The following is a 16,328-nucleotide window of genomic DNA, read 5'->3' on the forward strand; positions in this document are numbered from 1 at the left end:
TTATTGTTGATTCATCCATTTTGGCAATTCATCAAGCAATTGCTCCAGTGCCAGCAGGTTGTCGGTATTCCATTCGGCTGATGCTGTGTAGACGTGTCCTTGCTGAACGGCCGGCAACGTTTTCCACAAAGTGCTTTGTAATAAGCGTTCAGATTCAGCTCGGCTTTCGTCATTATCGAGCGTTAGGACAAAGAGATGATCTCCTGCATAGTCCGGCATTAGTTCTTCCGAAAGTTGGACAAATGTTTGGTCCTTGTCGATAATATTTTGCTGAATTGCTGGCGGAATTGCAAATCCGTGCTCTTGATACAAGACTACACCCAAGGAACGATTGCCCATCACATAGAGCTGTTTACCTAACTGCAAGAAGATGGTCGCTGTCTCGCCCTCAGCCACATTCAGCTTGTCCCACATCGCTTCCGCTTTTGTATCAAATCTGCTTATCCATTGCTCTGCCTCATCCTGTTTGCCAAAAATGTTACCTAGCTCGCGTACGCGTTCTGTAAAAGGTAAGGCCGAGTTGAACGGAATGGTAGGCGCAATCTTCGAAAAAGCAGCGTTTCGGTCAGCATCTTGGTTATAACCATTCAAAATCAAGTCAGGCTGCAAGGCCGTAATTGCCTCCAAATCACCAGGGTTCCCGACATCCTCAATACCTTCTAATCGGTCTACAATATAGCTTTCAGAAGCATGGACCAGATTTGCTCCTACGACCGGGAGATCCATTGCCAGGAGATCTCCAAGGGTTGAACCAAGATAGATCACTCGTTGTGGTTGAGTTGGTATTTCAGTTACTTCGCCTGTTTGGGTTGTATAGCTTTTTGTCGTTTGCTCGTTGGTCTTCACAGGTTCTTGCGAAGAGGTGCTCTCCGAACGGCTGCATGCTGCAAGGACGGATAGAAGAAGGAAGCATGCTCCCCATATGAATAGGTGTTTCTTAATTGTACTGTTCATCATTATTTCCCCCTGAATTCTCTTTACTCATTGATAACCATTATCAATTACAACGTAATTATAGGTGCCTTTTCAGCGGCTTACAATGAAAAAAACGCAGTGAATTTATTTGTACAAATGTCAATGCGTTCATCTATTTGTTCGTTGCATTATTTTCAATCCGCAGATGCGCTGTCATCGGAGTAGGCGTGGTCAAAAACAGCTTGCTATATAAGGAATTAATAACATTTGGATAATAATGACATTGACAACTGCAGGTTTTTCCAAAATAATAGTATGTAATTGAATACTGGTACCTTTAATTCAGTCCAGAGAGGCTGGCAAGGGCAGCGGATTTCATAATCACGCGAGAATCAGGGCATATTCCGTAATAGGATGCTCTGTGTCTTCGCGCGGATTATGATGCAAAAAGAGGCTACTTGTCAGTGTATAACTTGACGAGTAGCCTCTTTTTTTCTGCTTTTTATGGTATCAGATACACTTTACGTTGGGGGTATTCTGATGAGCAAACAAGATCAAGAGTTTTCATGGCAAGCTGTGCCGAAATCGCAAAGAAACCACTTTTGGAAGACGTTATCCGTCATGCTCGGTTTCACATTTTTCTCAGCCAGTATGCTGGCAGGAGGGACGTTGGGCGTAAGCTTGACGTTCATGGAGTTCATTGGCATCGTGCTTGCAGGCAATCTGGTGCTCGGTATCTATACAGGGGCACTGGCACATATCGCTGCCAAAACGGGCCTGTCCACACATTTGCTTGCTAAATATGCGTTCGGTGCAAAAGGGTCGTATCTGCCTTCGTTCCTGCTAGGATTCACACAGGTTGGATGGTTCGGAGTCGGCGTAGCCATGTTCGCGATTCCGGTCGCCAAAGCTATGGATTGGAACGTGTACCTGTTGATTATCGTGTTTGGACTTGCCATGACAGCGTCAGCCATCTTCGGCATGAAGTCACTCGTCATTCTCGGATATATCGCGGTTCCTGCGATTGCCATTCTCGGTGGTTACTCCATGTTCGAAGGTGCAGGTTCGCTGGGTGGTCTACAAGGGTTGCTTGATTACACGCCGACTCAGTCGCTTACCGCGGCGGCAGCATTAACGATCTGTATCGGATCATTCATAAGCGGCGGAACGCTGACACCCGATTTTGCCCGGTTTTCACGGACATCCAAACAGGCCGTTACCGCAACAGTTATTGCATTCTTTCTGGGTAACTCACTCATGTTTCTCTTCGGTGCAGTTGGAGCAATGGCCTATAACCTAGCCGATATCTCAGAGGTCATGTTCCTGCAAGGATTAATCATCCCAGCAATCATCGTTTTGGGCTTGAATATCTGGACCACAAACGATAATGCACTGTACGCTTCAGGTCTTGGTTTTGCCAACATCACCAAAATTTCGAAGAAATTCTTCGTCATCGTTAACGGCATCGTTGGTACTGTATTCGCGATGTGGATGTACAACAATTTCGTCAGTTTCCTAAACGTACTTGGCGCGGCGGTACCATCCATCGGGGCCATTATTATCGCAGATTACTTCATTGTAAAACGTAGAAACTATAAGCCATTTGCCGACATGTCATTCAAAAATGTAAACTGGGTAGCGATGGCCGCATGGGCCATCGGCGTGGCATTCGCCCAACTGGCTCCTGGCGTAACACCATTGAACGCACTGCTTGGTACAGCAGTAGCCTATATCATCTTGATGCTGATTGTTCCTGCGAAAGAATCCAAAGAAATGGGGAAAATAAATGATTATACAGAACGCAAAATTGCGGGGTAAAGAAGGACTATGGAATATCGTTGTGAAAGACGGGAAGTTCGAACGAATCACACAATCGCTGGAAGTGAACGACAATGAGGAAGTCCTGGATGTCAACGGATCGCTTGTCCTGCCACCGTTCATTGAACCTCATATTCATCTCGATACAACGCTAACCGCAGGCGAGCCGGAATGGAATCTAAGCGGAACACTGTTCGAAGGCATTCAGCGCTGGTCAGAGCGCAAGGCTTTCTTGACACATGAGGATGTCAAAACACGTTCCAAAACGGCATTGAAATGGCAATTGGCACAGGGTATCCAACATGTGCGGACACATGTAGACGTTACCGATCCAAGCTTGATCGCCGTTAAAGCCATGCTTGAAGTAAAAGAAGAAATGTCTCCATATATGGATATCCAGCTTGTTGCTTTTCCGCAGGAAGGCATTCACTCTTATCCAAACGGTGCAGAGTTGCTGGAAGAGTCGTTAAAAATGGGCGTTGATGTAGTCGGCGGCATTCCACACTTTGAATTCACACGTGAATACGGCGTTGATTCAATGAAAGTTGCGTTTGATCTGGCCGAAAAATACGATCGTCTCATCGATATCCATTGCGATGAAATCGATGATGAGCAATCCCGTTTTGTTGAAGTCGTTGCCAAGGAGGCTTACGAGCGTGGACTGGGTTCACGCACAACGGCAAGCCACACAACAGCGATGGGGTCATACAATGACGCTTATACGTACAAATTGTTCCGTCTGCTGAAGATGGCTGATTTGAACTTTGTCTCCAATCCCCTGGTCAACATTCACCTGCAAGGACGCTTCGACACGTATCCGAAGAGAAGAGGGCTTACGCGTGTCAAAGAGTTGCAGGAAGCAGGTCTGAATGTATGTTTCGGCCATGATGACATCTTCGATCCGTGGTATCCGCTCGGCACAGGCAACATGCTTCAAGTGCTGCATATGGGGATTCACGCTTCCCAGTTGCTTGGTTATGACCAGATCGTGAATTCAATCGACCTTATTACGAAAAACAGTGCAAGAACGTTACACATCGAGGATGTATACGGTGTTGAAGAAGGCAAACCTGCCAACTTCATCGTACTTGAAGCAGAGAATGAATATGAGGCTGTTCGCAAACAATCCGGCGTACTTTATTCCTTCAGAGGTGGCCGTAAAATCGCGGAATCGAAGCCACGAGATACATCCATCATTTTTGAGGGCGGTACAGAGAAGGTTACTTTCAATAAATAAATTTTCTTTCATAACCTCGGTCTCAACCTAAATCACACAGAAATAATATACCGATTAAAAGCCGCTATTAGAGCTGCTTTTAATCGGTATATTAATTATGATATAACATCTTAGTGATGGAGGAAGTTGCTATGGATCTAAGCTCTGCATTCACACTGGAATCTCGCGATAGCGAGCAGATAGATGTATTTTGAAGATTGACTTTAGGATGGTTGCATTATAATATAAGCATGCACTTATATTCTACGGAAGGAGAAAGTGATATGGATTCAATTCAAGAAGCAGCTGATAAGCTAAAATTGTTGGGTGACAAAACACGTCTTACGATACTTACACTCCTCAAGGAACGTGAATGGTGCGTATGTGAATTTGTAGAAATTTTGGACATGTCACAACCGGGCATTAGTCAGCATTTACGCAAGTTGAAAGATCAAGGGTTGGTTAAGGAGAGCAAACGCGGTCAGTGGGTATATTACTCTTTGAATGTAGAGAATACACCTTATATCAAGTCAGTCTTGGAATTCATGCCGGATTCGGTGGAGATCCTTAAGTCTTTAAACAAAGAGAACTATACTTCAACGTGTAATTAATTTTTTATTTATATATAAGCACATAGTTATATACTAATATGAAATGAAATGAATAGAAAAGAAAAGAGGGATGTGTTTGTTATCTACGCTGCTCGCTTGCATTATCTTTTTAATCACACTTGTGCTTGTAATTTGGCAGCCTAAAAACCTGTCCATTGGTTGGTCTGCTTGCGGCGGAGCAATTCTTGCTTTACTGGTGGGTGTGGTCAATCTCCAAGACGTATGGGATGTGACGCAAATCGTATGGAATGCGACACTTGCATTTGTCGCAATCATTCTGATTTCGTTAATTTTGGATCGTATTGGATTATTCGAATGGGCTGCTTTACATATGGCGAGAGCTGCTCATGGCAACGGTGTCCGGATGTTTGTTTATGTCTCCATATTGGGAGCAGTGGTTTCTGCTTTCTTTGCCAATGACGGAGGCGCATTGATTTTGACACCGATTGTTCTAGCCATGGTGCGTGCGCTGAATTTCGATGAGAAAAAAGTATTTCCATTTATTATAGCCAGTGGATTTATTGCGGACACGACATCCTTGCCGTTCATTGTAAGTAACCTGGTGAACATCGTGTCTGCCGATTTCTTTGGTATTACGTTTATGGAATATGCAGGAAGGATGTTTGTCCCGAATCTGTTCTCACTGGCGGCGAGTATCGGCGTACTGTATCTCTTTTTCCGAAAGAGTATTCCAAAACGCTTTGATGCGAATGAATTGAAACCTCCGATATCTGCGATTAAGGATATGAAAATGTTTCGGTTATCGTGGGTGGTGTTGGGGGTTCTGCTCATTGGATACTTCACCAGTGAATTTATCGGAATACCCGTATCCTTTGTGGCAGGTGTTGTCGCAATATTCTTCCTCATCATGGCTTCCCGCAGTTCTGCTGTGCCGACTACTATGCTTATCAAAGAAGCACCTTGGGCAATCGTATTCTTCTCCATCGGCATGTATGTAGTGGTGTATGGTCTACGTAATGCCGGTTTGACGGACCTTCTGGCTGTAGTTATTCAGGCGGTGGCAGATCAAGGATTGTTTGCTGCAACGATAGGTATGGGTTTTATTGCTGCGATCATTTCATCCCTGATGAACAACATGCCTACCGTGCTGATTGATGCGCTTGCCATTGATGCTACATCGACTACGGGAACTGTTCGGGAGGCACTGATATACGCCAATATTATTGGCTCGGATCTCGGACCGAAGATTACCCCGATTGGTTCACTCGCGACACTGCTTTGGCTTCATGTGCTTAGCACCAAAGGTGTCAAAATCTCATGGGGCACATACTTCAAAACGGGTATCATGATCACCATTCCCACTTTGCTGATTACGCTAGTGGGTCTGTATCTGTGGTTAAGCATTCTATAATATAAACAACGAGGAGACGATGACATGCGTAAAAAAACACTTTACTTCCTATGTACAGGCAATTCTTGCCGGAGTCAAATGGCTGAAGGCTGGGCCAAGAAATATCTGAGCGAGGACTGGAACATTTATAGTGCGGGAATTGAGGCACACGGTTTGAATCCCAAAGCAGTGGAAGCCATGAAAGAGGTTGACCTGGATATTTCAACTCAAACTTCTGATATTATTGATTCGAAGTTGTTGAATAACGCTGATTTTGTGGTCACATTATGCGGCGATGCCGCTGATAAATGTCCACTGACGCCACCACATGTGAAGCGGGAACACTGGGGGTTCGATGACCCTGCCAAAGCGCAAGGTACAGATGAAGAAAGATGGGCTGTGTTCCAAAGGGTTCGGGACCAAATTGGGGAGCGCATTAAAACTTTCGCAGACACTGGCAAGTAAGACATAAATAACTCAGACCATGAAAAGACCTCCTCTTTAAAATATTGAGGAGGTCTTTTAACATTCATATTGGTGCTATAGAGAGGAGAGTACTTCAACTGTATCTTCTCTACAACAAGCCTGCCCATTTCAGACCATGCCAGATCCCGTCTTGTTCCGCATTAGCTGTAACATGAGATGCCAGTTGTTGAAGAGGATGAGGGGCATTGCCCATGGCAATACTGCAGCCTGCATAACGGAACATCTCCATATCATTGAAGTTATCACCAAAAGCATACACCTGTTCAGGGGAAAACCCTAAGCGGTCTGCGAGTCGGGAAACCCCTTCGGCTTTAGAGCCTCCGGCAGGTAGAACATCCATGGACAACGGATGCCAACGTACAAAGTGCAGCTCACGGAACCTATCTCGATATACCGTTTCTTCTTCTGAGGAGCAGAATAGCATCGTCTGATAGATGAGCCTGTTTGTACAAAAGCTCTTGTCATACCCAGGATGCGTGACACCAAGCGAAGTTAGACAAAGGTCTACATGTGCATGATATTTCTGACTGCAACTCATCTGTGAATGATCCAGATAAACGAGTGGGTGTCCCGACAGCTCAGCGAATGCAGACAGTTGATTCAAAGCATCCGAACGAATGGGGTTACTGTGAATAAGTTCTCCTTGATGCATCACATATTGTCCATTGAAACTAACATAAGACTCCAGCTCCAGTTCAAGCCGAACCTGTTCCAGCATAAACGGAGATCGCCCTGAGGCTAAAGCTACGACATGTCCGGCTTCCTTTAAGGCAAGAACGGCTTGCTTCGCAGAAGCGGGAATTCGATTGTGGCGGTCGAGCAGCGTACCATCAATGTCAAAGAAAATCAGTTTTGGACTTTGAGCCACAACGTCACACTCCTTCCCCGCCGACGGAAGAAAGACTCAGACTGACTTGCTCATTTAAGCCGAAAGGAAGAGGGGAGATGACTTCCCAACGTTTCGTATCACTGCGAATATCATAGTGAAATTCTTTTCCTTGAAACTGGACATTGGCGATCTCTCCCAATATTCCAGCTTGACTTGAAGGCTGTAAATGGAACTGATCCGGCCTCACGGGATACAACCCGTTGGATTTAAAATAGTTTGCAACCTGCTTGCCGGGCCAAGCAATATTTGCACCGCCTTCAGGGATGAACATGTCTGCATCCCAATGACCTTTGACCAAATTGGACTTCGATACAAACCTCGCCACGAATTCGGTCTCTGGCCGTAAATAAATCTCCTGCGGAGTTCCAGCCTGTTCAATCCGGCCATCCTTCATTACGATAATACGGTCAGCCATGGCAAGGGCTTCCCCCTGATCATGCGTCACATAGACTACAGCTGATTTCGTATTCCGATGTACTTGTTGAATCTCACGCCGCATATCCATACGAAGCATGGCATCCAAACTACTGAGTGGTTCATCCATTAGCAATAATGACGGTTGAGGGGCGATGGCGCGTGCGATAGCAACACGTTGTTTTTGTCCTCCAGATAGCTCATGCGGCATACGTTCTGCCAGATGGGACAGCCCCGACATGTTCAGGACTTCTTGAACGCGGTTCTGCTCATTATTTTTAATATGAGAAGGCGTTGATTTATGCGTTCGAATGGGAAAACGGACATGTTCGGATACATTCATATGTGGCCAAAGTGCGAAGGACTGGAACACCATGCCGATTCTGCGTTTTTCGGGAGGAAGTAATGTACCTGAGCCTGCCACCACTTTACCGTCCATCAAAACATTACCACTGCTTGGTTGCTCAAATCCGGCAAGGATACGCAGCAATGTGGTTTTTCCACAGCCTGATGGTCCAAGGATCGCCACGAATTCTCCATCCTCAATCGTTAAGTTAATGGAATGAAGGGCCTGGTAACTTCCGAAGGATTTGCTAACCTGTTGAATCTGAATACTCATGACTTCACTCCCTTACGAGTTGCCCAGCGTTGAGCGATGAGCAGAATTACGCCGCCTGCCGCAATAAGTGCGACAATCAGACTGGACAAGGCAGTTGAATAGAGGGTATCTCCTGCCTGTTCAAAACTAAATATGGTGACACCAATGGTCTGTGAACCTGATGAATATAACAATGCCGATACAGTAAGTTCGGTCAAGGCGGTCAGGAAGACCAACATGCCTCCGGTCAGAATACCCGGCAGCAGTAAGGGTAACAGAACAGCAGTCCATTTACGCCAGAAGCCGGCTCCGGAGATCCGCGCTGCTTCTTCCATGGATGCATCCAGCTGCATGAATGAAGTGACACTTGAGCGGATCTGAAGAATAAGGAATCGACAGATGTAGGCAATAAACAAGATGGTCATGGTGCCATAGATGCCAGGGTTCCAGCCAGGAACCGGCTCCATCCATACCAGTATCATGGACAGTGCGAACACAATGCCGGGAAGGGTATAGGGAACGGCAGTGGCCAGCTCGGCCATTTTATTGAATTGATTAGGCTTACGTACCCGGATATAAGCAAATCCTGAGCCAATAATCAGACAAGCCAGCATCGTGACAAGAGAGAGGACAAGGCTGTTCTGAATCGCCTGCCATACACGTTCATTCTCGAAGAGGATATATCTATAATTGTCCAAGGTCATATTGGCACGAGTCAGACCGAGACCATACGCTCTTTTTAAAGACATCGAGATCATTGAAGATAACGGAATAATCGTAATCAGTGCCAGACCTGCCCATATAGCGAAGGCTAGCGGCTTGCGCATGCGACCTAACTCATATCTCGGGGTAAGATCGGGTTGCATCGTATCCGAAGCATGACTTTTACGTAAAAGAAGCCATTGCAACAGACTGCCGACTACCGCAGCAGCACCGAGCAACACAGATAACGATGCGCCACGGGCAAAGGCCGAAGGCCCGAATCCAATAATCTCTTCATATATAAGTGTACTGAGAACAGAAATATTCACAGGCGTACCAAGGAAGGCAGGTATCCCGAAATTGTCCAGCGAAGCCAGGAAAACCAGCAATCCGCCTGCCGTTAAACCCGGAAGGGCAAGTGGCAACGTAATCCGACGGAAAACTTCGATCCTGCTTGCCCCGCCGGCTCTAGCCGCCCACTCCAGATCACGCGGAATTTTACGTAGTACATCCAACGTGAACATATACACTAATGGAAAATGGTGAATCCCCATCACAAACACAATACCGCCCATACTGTACATGCTCCAAGGAGCCAGATCGGGATGAATCCATTGCAGCACATGTGCAAGCCAGCTCTGGGACCCGGTAAACGAAGACCAGGACAACGTGAGAACATAAGAGGGAAGAATAAAACAAAGCATGATTCCCATATGCAGAGCCGATTTGTGTCGTATATCCGTATAAGCGACGACCCAGGCCAGTGCAGTTCCAATCACGAGTGAGAATACAGTTGAACCGATGACGATATATACGGTATTGCGCAGCGTGGACCAGAAACGTTCCTGCTGAAGTAATTCGTTATAATGAGATAATGTCAATCCTTGTTCCCCCTGGAAGCTGAGAAGAACCAGCTTCAGGATGGGGTATACAAAGAATAACAGGACAGCTATAGCGCCCAACAGGGCAATCAATCGATTCCAACGAAACAGGCTGGGGAGAGAGAAAACGGACTTGCGTCCGTTCTCTTGTCCCCTTAGAACGATCATATTTCTCTTCAATTTCTCCATTCAAACAGCTCCAATCCTTACTCGCCAAACACATTAATGAATTGCTGTTTATCTGTTTCCCGATCAACTGCAAGTTTGGCCGCATCCCCAGGCAAAATCTTCATTTCCGATACACCTTTCAATCCTTCAGGTGGAGAAACGCCTTCACGAATAGGGGAGTAACCGATCTCTGCAGATAACTTCTGCCCCTCTTCAGAGAGAATGAAATCTACAAAGGCTTGCGCAGCAGGCACATTGGCAGCTTCTTTCATGATCCCGATTGGTTCAGTAATGATGGGAACACCTTCTTCAGGGTAGATCAGTTCAACAGGAGAACCCTTCGCTTTTTCACGCGCCACGAGGTAATCCACAACAACGCCATATGATTTTTCACCGCTGGCTACAGCCTTCATAACCGCACCGTTTCCTTTAATTACGGACATGCCGTTCATCTTCGTCTCCTGAAGGAAGTCCCATCCGAATCCATCTGTTCGACTAAATACTCCGATGTTGTATGCTGCTGCACCAGAGTAAAGGGGACTCGGCATAATACTTGCGTCCTTGCTCTCCGGCAGGGTCAGCACTTGCCAGGAGGTTGGTTGAACTGTGACCTTCTGGGTGTTGGTAGCGAGTACCGTTGCCATTACCTTCGTACCGGCGTACATACCGTCTGGATCAACCAAATCGGTCGGGATTGCACTCAGCTCTGGGGACTTATAAGCTTGAAGAAGATCATCCTTTTTCAGATTTTCAAAGGTAACTGCATCCGCCAGCAGGAGTACATCTGCCTGAGTTTTTCCGGCTTGGCGTTCTGCCTGAAGTTTCGCAGTGACTTCTTCGGTCCCGGAACGGAAGATGCTGACTTGAACATCTGGGTATTTATCGTTAAACGCATTGACCAATTTGCCTGCATCTTCTTCAGGCTGGGAAGTATAGAAGGACAGTTTGCCTGACACCGTACTTGAAGCTCCTCCTGAACCATTTTGATCTGGCGTGGCTTGTCCTTGTGCAGAACAACCGCTGAATACAATCATGCCTGCCAGAAGGGGTAGTAGTAACGACTTTTTGAATGGAATCACAGATAATCTCTCCTTTGGTGTCTAGCTGATCATGTATTGGGTTATGACATTGGAAATGAAATAATTAGAGCAAATTACAACAAGAAAGTATGGATAGCCTGCGCAACACCATCTTCGGTGTTACTGCCAGTAACAACATTAGCGATCTCCTGCACATGAGGCTCTGCATTTCCCATGGCGATTCCTAATCCTGCCCATTGCAGCATGTCCAGATCATTATCATAATCCCCGGCTACAGCTACCTGCGCACGTTCGATATGATGTTCAAGACACAATCGTTCCAGCGCTCCACGTTTACTAACTCCGACGGAATTAACATCAAATCGCAAACTTCCTGTTCGTGTACATTGGAATAACGCTGATTCTTCAAGGATATGAAATAGTTTTTCGCGTGAGTCGTGGTCTGAACAGATCACGGCTGCTTTGAACAGCATCTCTGGCATCTGGCTTACAAAGGTTCTGAAATCCTGTCCAACTTCGACGAAGCGAATAAAATCAGCCTGTTCTGCAACATGTTCATCAAGTTCTTCGGGAGAATCTAACTCCGGTCTGTTGACCCTATTGTTCATTGCCCAGTTTCTATTGATATCATTAATCTCTTGAACGTAGAGGACATTGTATCCATAGAAATGGATGTAAGCTTTTTCTTGCTGGATGACATCCAACATGAATAGCATATCTTCTATTTTCAACGCAACGCCATCAAGCAGTTGTCCAGTCAAGGGATCTACCGTCACGGCACCGTTCAATGCTACCAGTGGGAAATTCATGGAGACTTCCCGAGCATGTGACCATACGGAAGCGGGAAAGCGTCCAGAGGCAATCGTGACATTCACATTCGCTGACATTAATTGTTGAATGGAGCTTCGTGTCATAGGCGTTATCACTTTGTCTGGATTAAGCATTGTACCGTCCAGATCAAGGGCTAACAATTTGTACATCAACATATTCCTCCCGAATTGGTTAACTTACACAACATACATACGAAGTGGTTCGGGTATATCCACAGGCCCTTGGAAAGACCGAATTGCTTCATCCCGCATAAACTCCAGATCGCCATCTCCGGGAAGATGAACAAGGACAAGCTGCTTGACGTTTGCCTGACCAGCAATCATACCTGCTTGAAGGGCATTCATATGTCCTTTGCCGGTCGTGTGAACACTGCCCTCACAGATCGTAGCCTCACATAGAAAGATGTCTGCATCACGAGCAATTTCGATCAGGGAATCACAGTAGGAGGTGTCTCCGGAATACACCAGTACCTTGCCTTTATATGTGATCTTAACGGCGTAACATGTAATGGTATGCTGCACCTGTACGAATTCGATCTCCGCGCCAGCAAGCTGAATCTTGGATGAAGGATCAATGGAGATGACCTCGGTATGTTCATCATATAGACCATTTAGAATTTCCACTGGACTATCCGGCGCATACAACTTCAGTTTATTCCCCATACGACCATTGCGAATCGCTCCTGCTGCTGCATATTGGAGGACTCCCAGATCCGCGATATGATCATGGTGCAGGTGAGACAAAATAACACCGGATAGATCTTCCACACATGTCTCGGTGGGGAGCTTACTCATCACGCCGCTGCCACAGTCCAACAAAATCTGCCCTTCATCTGTGGTTACAAGGTACCCCGCAGTTGCTCCGCCAGCGGCGGGATATCCACCCCAGTAACCTAATATCTTCACATTCATCTTTGCACCTCTGTCTGTCTTGATCTGCATTCTTTACAAATGTTCCGTACAGTTACAATTGTAAAAAGGGTTTGTTACTCTCGTGTCAAACGAAAGTCAATCTTTTGTAAAAATGCTTTTGGAAAAGTTATCCTGACTTGACTCCGCCGCGAATCCCATTTTATAGTGGGAAATGTGTTAGCAGGGAAATTTAAATGTAAAAGGCGGACTTATATGTGAATATAGACGAACGCAAAAATATGATCAGAGTCTGTAAGATGTACTATTATGAATCATGGACACAGGAGAAGATTGCTGAGAAGCTTGGTGTATCCAGACCAGTCATATCCAAGATGCTGCAGCGTGCGAGGGAAGAGGGCATTATTGAAATTGTCATTCATGATGATGATTACGAAACGTCCAAATTGGAGAAAAAACTAGAGGACTTATTTAAACTCAAACAGGTACTGGTTGTTCCAACAAAGGATCTCAATAAAGAGTTGTTGTCGAGTGCAGTAGGCAAGGCTGCCGCACAATTTGTTCAAAAACTGATCAAAAACGGTGATCGTGTCGGTGTCTCATGGGGCAATACGCTCTATCATATGGTGCGAGAGTTTCCTCTGGAGAAAAAAGAGAATGTCAAAATCATTCCACTGGTTGGTGGAACAGGGAATTCACGAAATGAAATGCACTCTAACCAGATCGCCTATGAGTTATCCAAAAAAATGGGTGTGACCTGCGAGACGTTGTATGCTCCCGCAGTCGTTGAAACAGAAGAGCTAAGGGAGCAAATTATTGGCATGTCTAATATTTCGGCTGTTCTGAAAGAGGGGGAGCATATCAATCTCGCTCTGGTGGGGATTGGAAACCCGTATTCCATGTCAACGATGGAACGATCAGGTTATCTAAATGAGCAAGTGTTATCTGAATTAGAGGCTTTGAATACCGTTGCGGATATTAATTCCGTATTTATCAATCGTGAAGGTAAGATCACAGATCATCCCATTAATCATAAAGTGATTGGCCTTGGACTTGAGCAGTTAAAGAAGACAAAAACAGTGGTGGGTATGGCCTTTGGTCTGCATAAAATCGACTGCATCCTGGCTGCTTTACGCGGGGGTTATATTAATATGCTCATTACGGATGAAGCGACAGCTACTCAAATTACGAAAATTTAATATTCAAAGGTCATCATATCGATCTTTCTTGAAACAAGTTGCAACTGAGGCCAATTTTTGCTCCATGGAGCCAGGAGAACGAAAAAGTTCTCCTGAGCTACACATCCATTAAGAACTCAACATTCAGCCTGCCTTTAGGGCGCCACTAGATGCCTGCTTTCCGCCTTTTTTACGAATGAAACTGATGATCAGCAACAACAGTGGCAACAGGCCAAATAAAAAAATGGACATATTGCCAAGAAAATCACCCAAAGCTAACGTTTCCTCCAGGTTTTTAGGCAAGTAAGCAATGACATACAAGACCGGTAACATCGCGAATTGTATACCGGTAATATTTTTGAGACGAAATAAATCTCGAATACCGATGGATGCAAAATAGTGCTTAAAGGCATAGGTCGCGAAAATTTGCATCAGCCAAAACACGATGAACAGCGATTCATAGCGCTCAAAAAGAAAACCCTCAATTTCAAAACTTCGAACCATGTCGAACGTCGGCCACATCCGCGTCTGAATTCCTGGCAAAGATAAATTCCCCACCACGGTAACAATTGTGATCAAATATATAATCGTACAACTAAGTATGCTATATATAGCTGCTTTATTGCTGGCTTTTAGGTCCGCCATATATGCCGTAATAATTAGCAATACTTCATATCCGGAATACGAGAGACACGAAGGCTTAAGCCCTTTCAACACAGGCATGAATCCATCGCCAAGGAGCGGTCTGAGATTGTTGAGTTCAAACATTTTAGTGCTTAAAAGGAAAACCAACGCGAGCAAAACCAGAGTAACCGGCATTACAAGTGCAAAGACTCTGGTGATGACCTTAAGACCACCACTTAACATATATATACCAATCCATAAACTAACCATGATGGTCACCCAGGTAGGCGTGCGTTCAAGAATATACATGCTCGTAATTTCAGCCATGACTCTGACTTCGAATGAACAAAGAACAACAAAATATACGATAATTACAAGTCCCAACAGATAAGAAATCCAATGGCCCATGATTTCAGGAAGAAACTCGAACACCGTTTTACCAGGAAATCTGCGACACAACGTTACAAGCATGAGGCTGATGACCATCACGATCAACCCAGACAGAATGACGGAGATCCATACATCTGGTGTTCCTACTGCTTTACTAATTGTCCGAGGGAGTGTTAGAATTCCAGCTCCGAGGATTGAATTGATAACTACAACAATAACCTCAGAGGTATTGATCTGGGTTGTGGCTTGCTTCATTGGCTTCACTCCAAACCGGAGAATTTATTTGTAGGTAGTATCGCCCAACGAAGTTCTTTTATGTAAATTGTGCTGTACTGATATAAAATAAAGATGTGCAATAACTATTTGAAGATGAGGATGTAGGTTATGCCAAAGAACGATAATATGTTAGCCATTCTATGGATGCTGAATTCAGGCACCAAAGTAACTGCAAAACAAATGTCCGAAAAGTTAGAAATCAATATAAGAACCGTATATCGATATATTGATGCATTATGTACCAGTGGCGTGCCAATCATTTCAGATGCTGGCCACAATGGTGGGTATAGCTTGTTAAATCAGCATATCAAAGCGCCTCTGTTATTCGATATTGAAGAAAAAAAGGCACTTCTCCAAGCTGCTGTGTTTGCAAAAGAAGCTGGATACCCTTTGAGTGAGGCATTGGACAATGCGACATCCAAGTTGAAAATGTATTCGAATGAGGAGCAGGAATACACACTTCGTCGTCATTTAGCTGGATTCAACGTTATCAATCGCATGGGAGACCCTTCCGTTCAGCCAATCTTGGCGGAATTGGAACAAGCCGTGGCTAATGATTGCTCTGTGGAAATTGATTATCGCAGAAGCGGTGAAGAACAACCCAAGAATAGAATAATAGATCCGTATGGAATGGTGTACTGGAATAATAAATGGTATACCATTGCGTTTTGCCACCTGAGAAAGGAATTCCGCAGCTTCCGGGCAGATCGTATTCTACGAATCAAGCCTACTTTGCTCCGCTTTGAGCGTTCGGAAGCTTTTTCAGCTCGTGAATATTTTATGCAAAATTTGTTACCCGATGTAGTGGGAAAAGAGGGGTTAATTTCCTTAGTTATCAAAGGTAGATCAGAGGCATTAGATGACTTGGGGTTACATTGGTTTATGGGACATTATCTGAAAGAGCGGACGCTCAATCAAGCTATCTTTTTATTTGAGGAGGAATCCATTCATACATATGTCCCTTATTTTCTCCTATCCTACGGAAAATCCATTCAAGTTATCGAACCACAACATGTGAAGGACAGACTGGTTGCTGTGGTATCCGAGTTAATGGAATATTATCAACTTTAA

The 16,328-nt window shown here is 45.0% G+C and carries 15 protein-coding genes; 7 read left to right on the forward strand and 8 right to left on the reverse strand.

Annotated features, from left to right (window positions below; genetic code table 11):
- Complete coding sequence (locus MKX75_RS14685; protein WP_339170277.1) at positions 1–957, reverse strand: ABC transporter substrate-binding protein; 957 nt, start codon at positions 955–957, stop codon at positions 1–3.
- Between the two features lie 498 nt (positions 958–1,455).
- Here MKX75_RS14685 and codB point away from each other — a divergent pair, with 498 nt between their 5' ends.
- The 5 genes from codB (at position 1,456) to arsC (ending at position 6,376) form a co-directional block, all read left to right on the forward strand.
- On the forward strand, positions 1,456–2,733 hold the full coding sequence (gene codB / locus MKX75_RS14690; RefSeq protein WP_076334136.1) for a cytosine permease: 1,278 nt from the start codon (positions 1,456–1,458) through the stop codon (positions 2,731–2,733).
- Complete coding sequence (locus MKX75_RS14695) at positions 2,702–3,970, forward strand: cytosine deaminase (protein WP_339165799.1); 1,269 nt, start codon at positions 2,702–2,704, stop codon at positions 3,968–3,970. Before codB ends, MKX75_RS14695 begins: the two co-directional genes overlap by 32 nt.
- Positions 3,971–4,233: 263 nt before the next feature.
- Positions 4,234–4,560: a metalloregulator ArsR/SmtB family transcription factor gene (locus MKX75_RS14700; RefSeq protein WP_062834494.1), complete on the forward strand. Its 327-nt coding sequence runs from the start codon at positions 4,234–4,236 to the stop codon at positions 4,558–4,560.
- Positions 4,561–4,630: 70 nt separating this feature from the next.
- The gene (locus tag MKX75_RS14705; protein WP_339165801.1) at positions 4,631–5,932 is read left to right on the forward strand and encodes an arsenic transporter; all 1,302 of its coding nucleotides are present in this window, start codon (positions 4,631–4,633) and stop codon (positions 5,930–5,932) included.
- A 24-nt stretch (positions 5,933–5,956) separates the two neighbouring features.
- Positions 5,957–6,376 (forward strand): arsenate reductase (thioredoxin), encoded by a 420-nt coding sequence (arsC, locus tag MKX75_RS14710; protein WP_339165803.1) that lies wholly within the window; start codon positions 5,957–5,959, stop codon positions 6,374–6,376.
- 109 nt (positions 6,377–6,485) lie between these two features.
- Here arsC and MKX75_RS14715 read toward each other — a convergent pair whose 3' ends face one another.
- The 6 genes from MKX75_RS14715 to MKX75_RS14740 all read right to left on the reverse strand — a co-directional run bounded on the left by MKX75_RS14715 (position 6,486) and on the right by MKX75_RS14740 (position 12,831).
- Positions 6,486–7,265 (reverse strand): Cof-type HAD-IIB family hydrolase, encoded by a 780-nt coding sequence (locus MKX75_RS14715; RefSeq protein ID WP_339165804.1) that lies wholly within the window; start codon positions 7,263–7,265, stop codon positions 6,486–6,488.
- 4 nt (positions 7,266–7,269) lie between these two features.
- Entirely contained in the window at positions 7,270–8,319 is a 1,050-nt protein-coding gene (locus tag MKX75_RS14720; RefSeq protein WP_339165806.1) for an ABC transporter ATP-binding protein, read from the reverse strand.
- The gene (locus MKX75_RS14725) at positions 8,316–10,070 is read right to left on the reverse strand and encodes an iron ABC transporter permease (protein ID WP_339165807.1); all 1,755 of its coding nucleotides are present in this window, start codon (positions 10,068–10,070) and stop codon (positions 8,316–8,318) included. Before MKX75_RS14725 ends, MKX75_RS14720 begins: the two co-directional genes overlap by 4 nt.
- Positions 10,071–10,087: 17 nt before the next feature.
- Complete coding sequence (locus MKX75_RS14730) at positions 10,088–11,128, reverse strand: ABC transporter substrate-binding protein (protein WP_254848001.1); 1,041 nt, start codon at positions 11,126–11,128, stop codon at positions 10,088–10,090.
- A 74-nt stretch (positions 11,129–11,202) separates the two neighbouring features.
- On the reverse strand, positions 11,203–12,069 hold the full coding sequence (locus tag MKX75_RS14735; RefSeq protein ID WP_339165810.1) for a Cof-type HAD-IIB family hydrolase: 867 nt from the start codon (positions 12,067–12,069) through the stop codon (positions 11,203–11,205).
- Positions 12,070–12,096: 27 nt separating this feature from the next.
- Positions 12,097–12,831: an MBL fold metallo-hydrolase gene (locus tag MKX75_RS14740; protein WP_339165811.1), complete on the reverse strand. Its 735-nt coding sequence runs from the start codon at positions 12,829–12,831 to the stop codon at positions 12,097–12,099.
- 239 nt (positions 12,832–13,070) lie between these two features.
- Between MKX75_RS14740 and MKX75_RS14745 the strand changes: the two genes are divergently transcribed.
- Complete coding sequence (locus MKX75_RS14745; protein ID WP_076334170.1) at positions 13,071–13,988, forward strand: sugar-binding transcriptional regulator; 918 nt, start codon at positions 13,071–13,073, stop codon at positions 13,986–13,988.
- Positions 13,989–14,111: 123 nt separating this feature from the next.
- Here MKX75_RS14745 and MKX75_RS14750 read toward each other — a convergent pair whose 3' ends face one another.
- Positions 14,112–15,236 (reverse strand): GerAB/ArcD/ProY family transporter, encoded by a 1,125-nt coding sequence (locus MKX75_RS14750; RefSeq protein ID WP_062834501.1) that lies wholly within the window; start codon positions 15,234–15,236, stop codon positions 14,112–14,114.
- 129 nt (positions 15,237–15,365) lie between these two features.
- Here MKX75_RS14750 and MKX75_RS14755 point away from each other — a divergent pair, with 129 nt between their 5' ends.
- Positions 15,366–16,328: a YafY family protein gene (locus tag MKX75_RS14755; RefSeq protein WP_339165813.1), complete on the forward strand. Its 963-nt coding sequence runs from the start codon at positions 15,366–15,368 to the stop codon at positions 16,326–16,328.

The sequence above is a fragment of the Paenibacillus sp. FSL R5-0341 genome (assembly GCF_037975235.1).
Classification (GTDB): domain Bacteria; phylum Bacillota; class Bacilli; order Paenibacillales; family Paenibacillaceae; genus Paenibacillus; species Paenibacillus amylolyticus_A.

What these genes read in the sequence shown, in the direction of transcription:
- arsC (WP_339165803.1), top strand. Translation starts at nt 5,957, where the DNA reads ATGCGTAAAAAAACACTTTACTTCCTATGTACAGGCAATTCTTGCCGG.
- MKX75_RS14720 (WP_339165806.1), bottom strand. Translation starts at nt 8,319, where the DNA reads ATGAGTATTCAGATTCAACAGGTTAGCAAATCCTTCGGAAGTTACCAG.
- MKX75_RS14700 (WP_062834494.1), top strand. Translation starts at nt 4,234, where the DNA reads ATGGATTCAATTCAAGAAGCAGCTGATAAGCTAAAATTGTTGGGTGAC.
- MKX75_RS14695 (WP_339165799.1), top strand. Translation starts at nt 2,702, where the DNA reads ATGATTATACAGAACGCAAAATTGCGGGGTAAAGAAGGACTATGGAAT.
- MKX75_RS14685 (WP_339170277.1), bottom strand. Translation starts at nt 957, where the DNA reads ATGATGAACAGTACAATTAAGAAACACCTATTCATATGGGGAGCATGC.
- MKX75_RS14735 (WP_339165810.1), bottom strand. Translation starts at nt 12,069, where the DNA reads ATGTACAAATTGTTAGCCCTTGATCTGGACGGTACAATGCTTAATCCA.
- MKX75_RS14725 (WP_339165807.1), bottom strand. Translation starts at nt 10,070, where the DNA reads ATGGAGAAATTGAAGAGAAATATGATCGTTCTAAGGGGACAAGAGAAC.
- MKX75_RS14705 (WP_339165801.1), top strand. Translation starts at nt 4,631, where the DNA reads ATGTGTTTGTTATCTACGCTGCTCGCTTGCATTATCTTTTTAATCACA.
- MKX75_RS14740 (WP_339165811.1), bottom strand. Translation starts at nt 12,831, where the DNA reads ATGAATGTGAAGATATTAGGTTACTGGGGTGGATATCCCGCCGCTGGC.
- codB (WP_076334136.1), top strand. Translation starts at nt 1,456, where the DNA reads ATGAGCAAACAAGATCAAGAGTTTTCATGGCAAGCTGTGCCGAAATCG.
- MKX75_RS14755 (WP_339165813.1), top strand. Translation starts at nt 15,366, where the DNA reads ATGCCAAAGAACGATAATATGTTAGCCATTCTATGGATGCTGAATTCA.
- MKX75_RS14745 (WP_076334170.1), top strand. Translation starts at nt 13,071, where the DNA reads ATGATCAGAGTCTGTAAGATGTACTATTATGAATCATGGACACAGGAG.
- MKX75_RS14750 (WP_062834501.1), bottom strand. Translation starts at nt 15,236, where the DNA reads ATGAAGCAAGCCACAACCCAGATCAATACCTCTGAGGTTATTGTTGTA.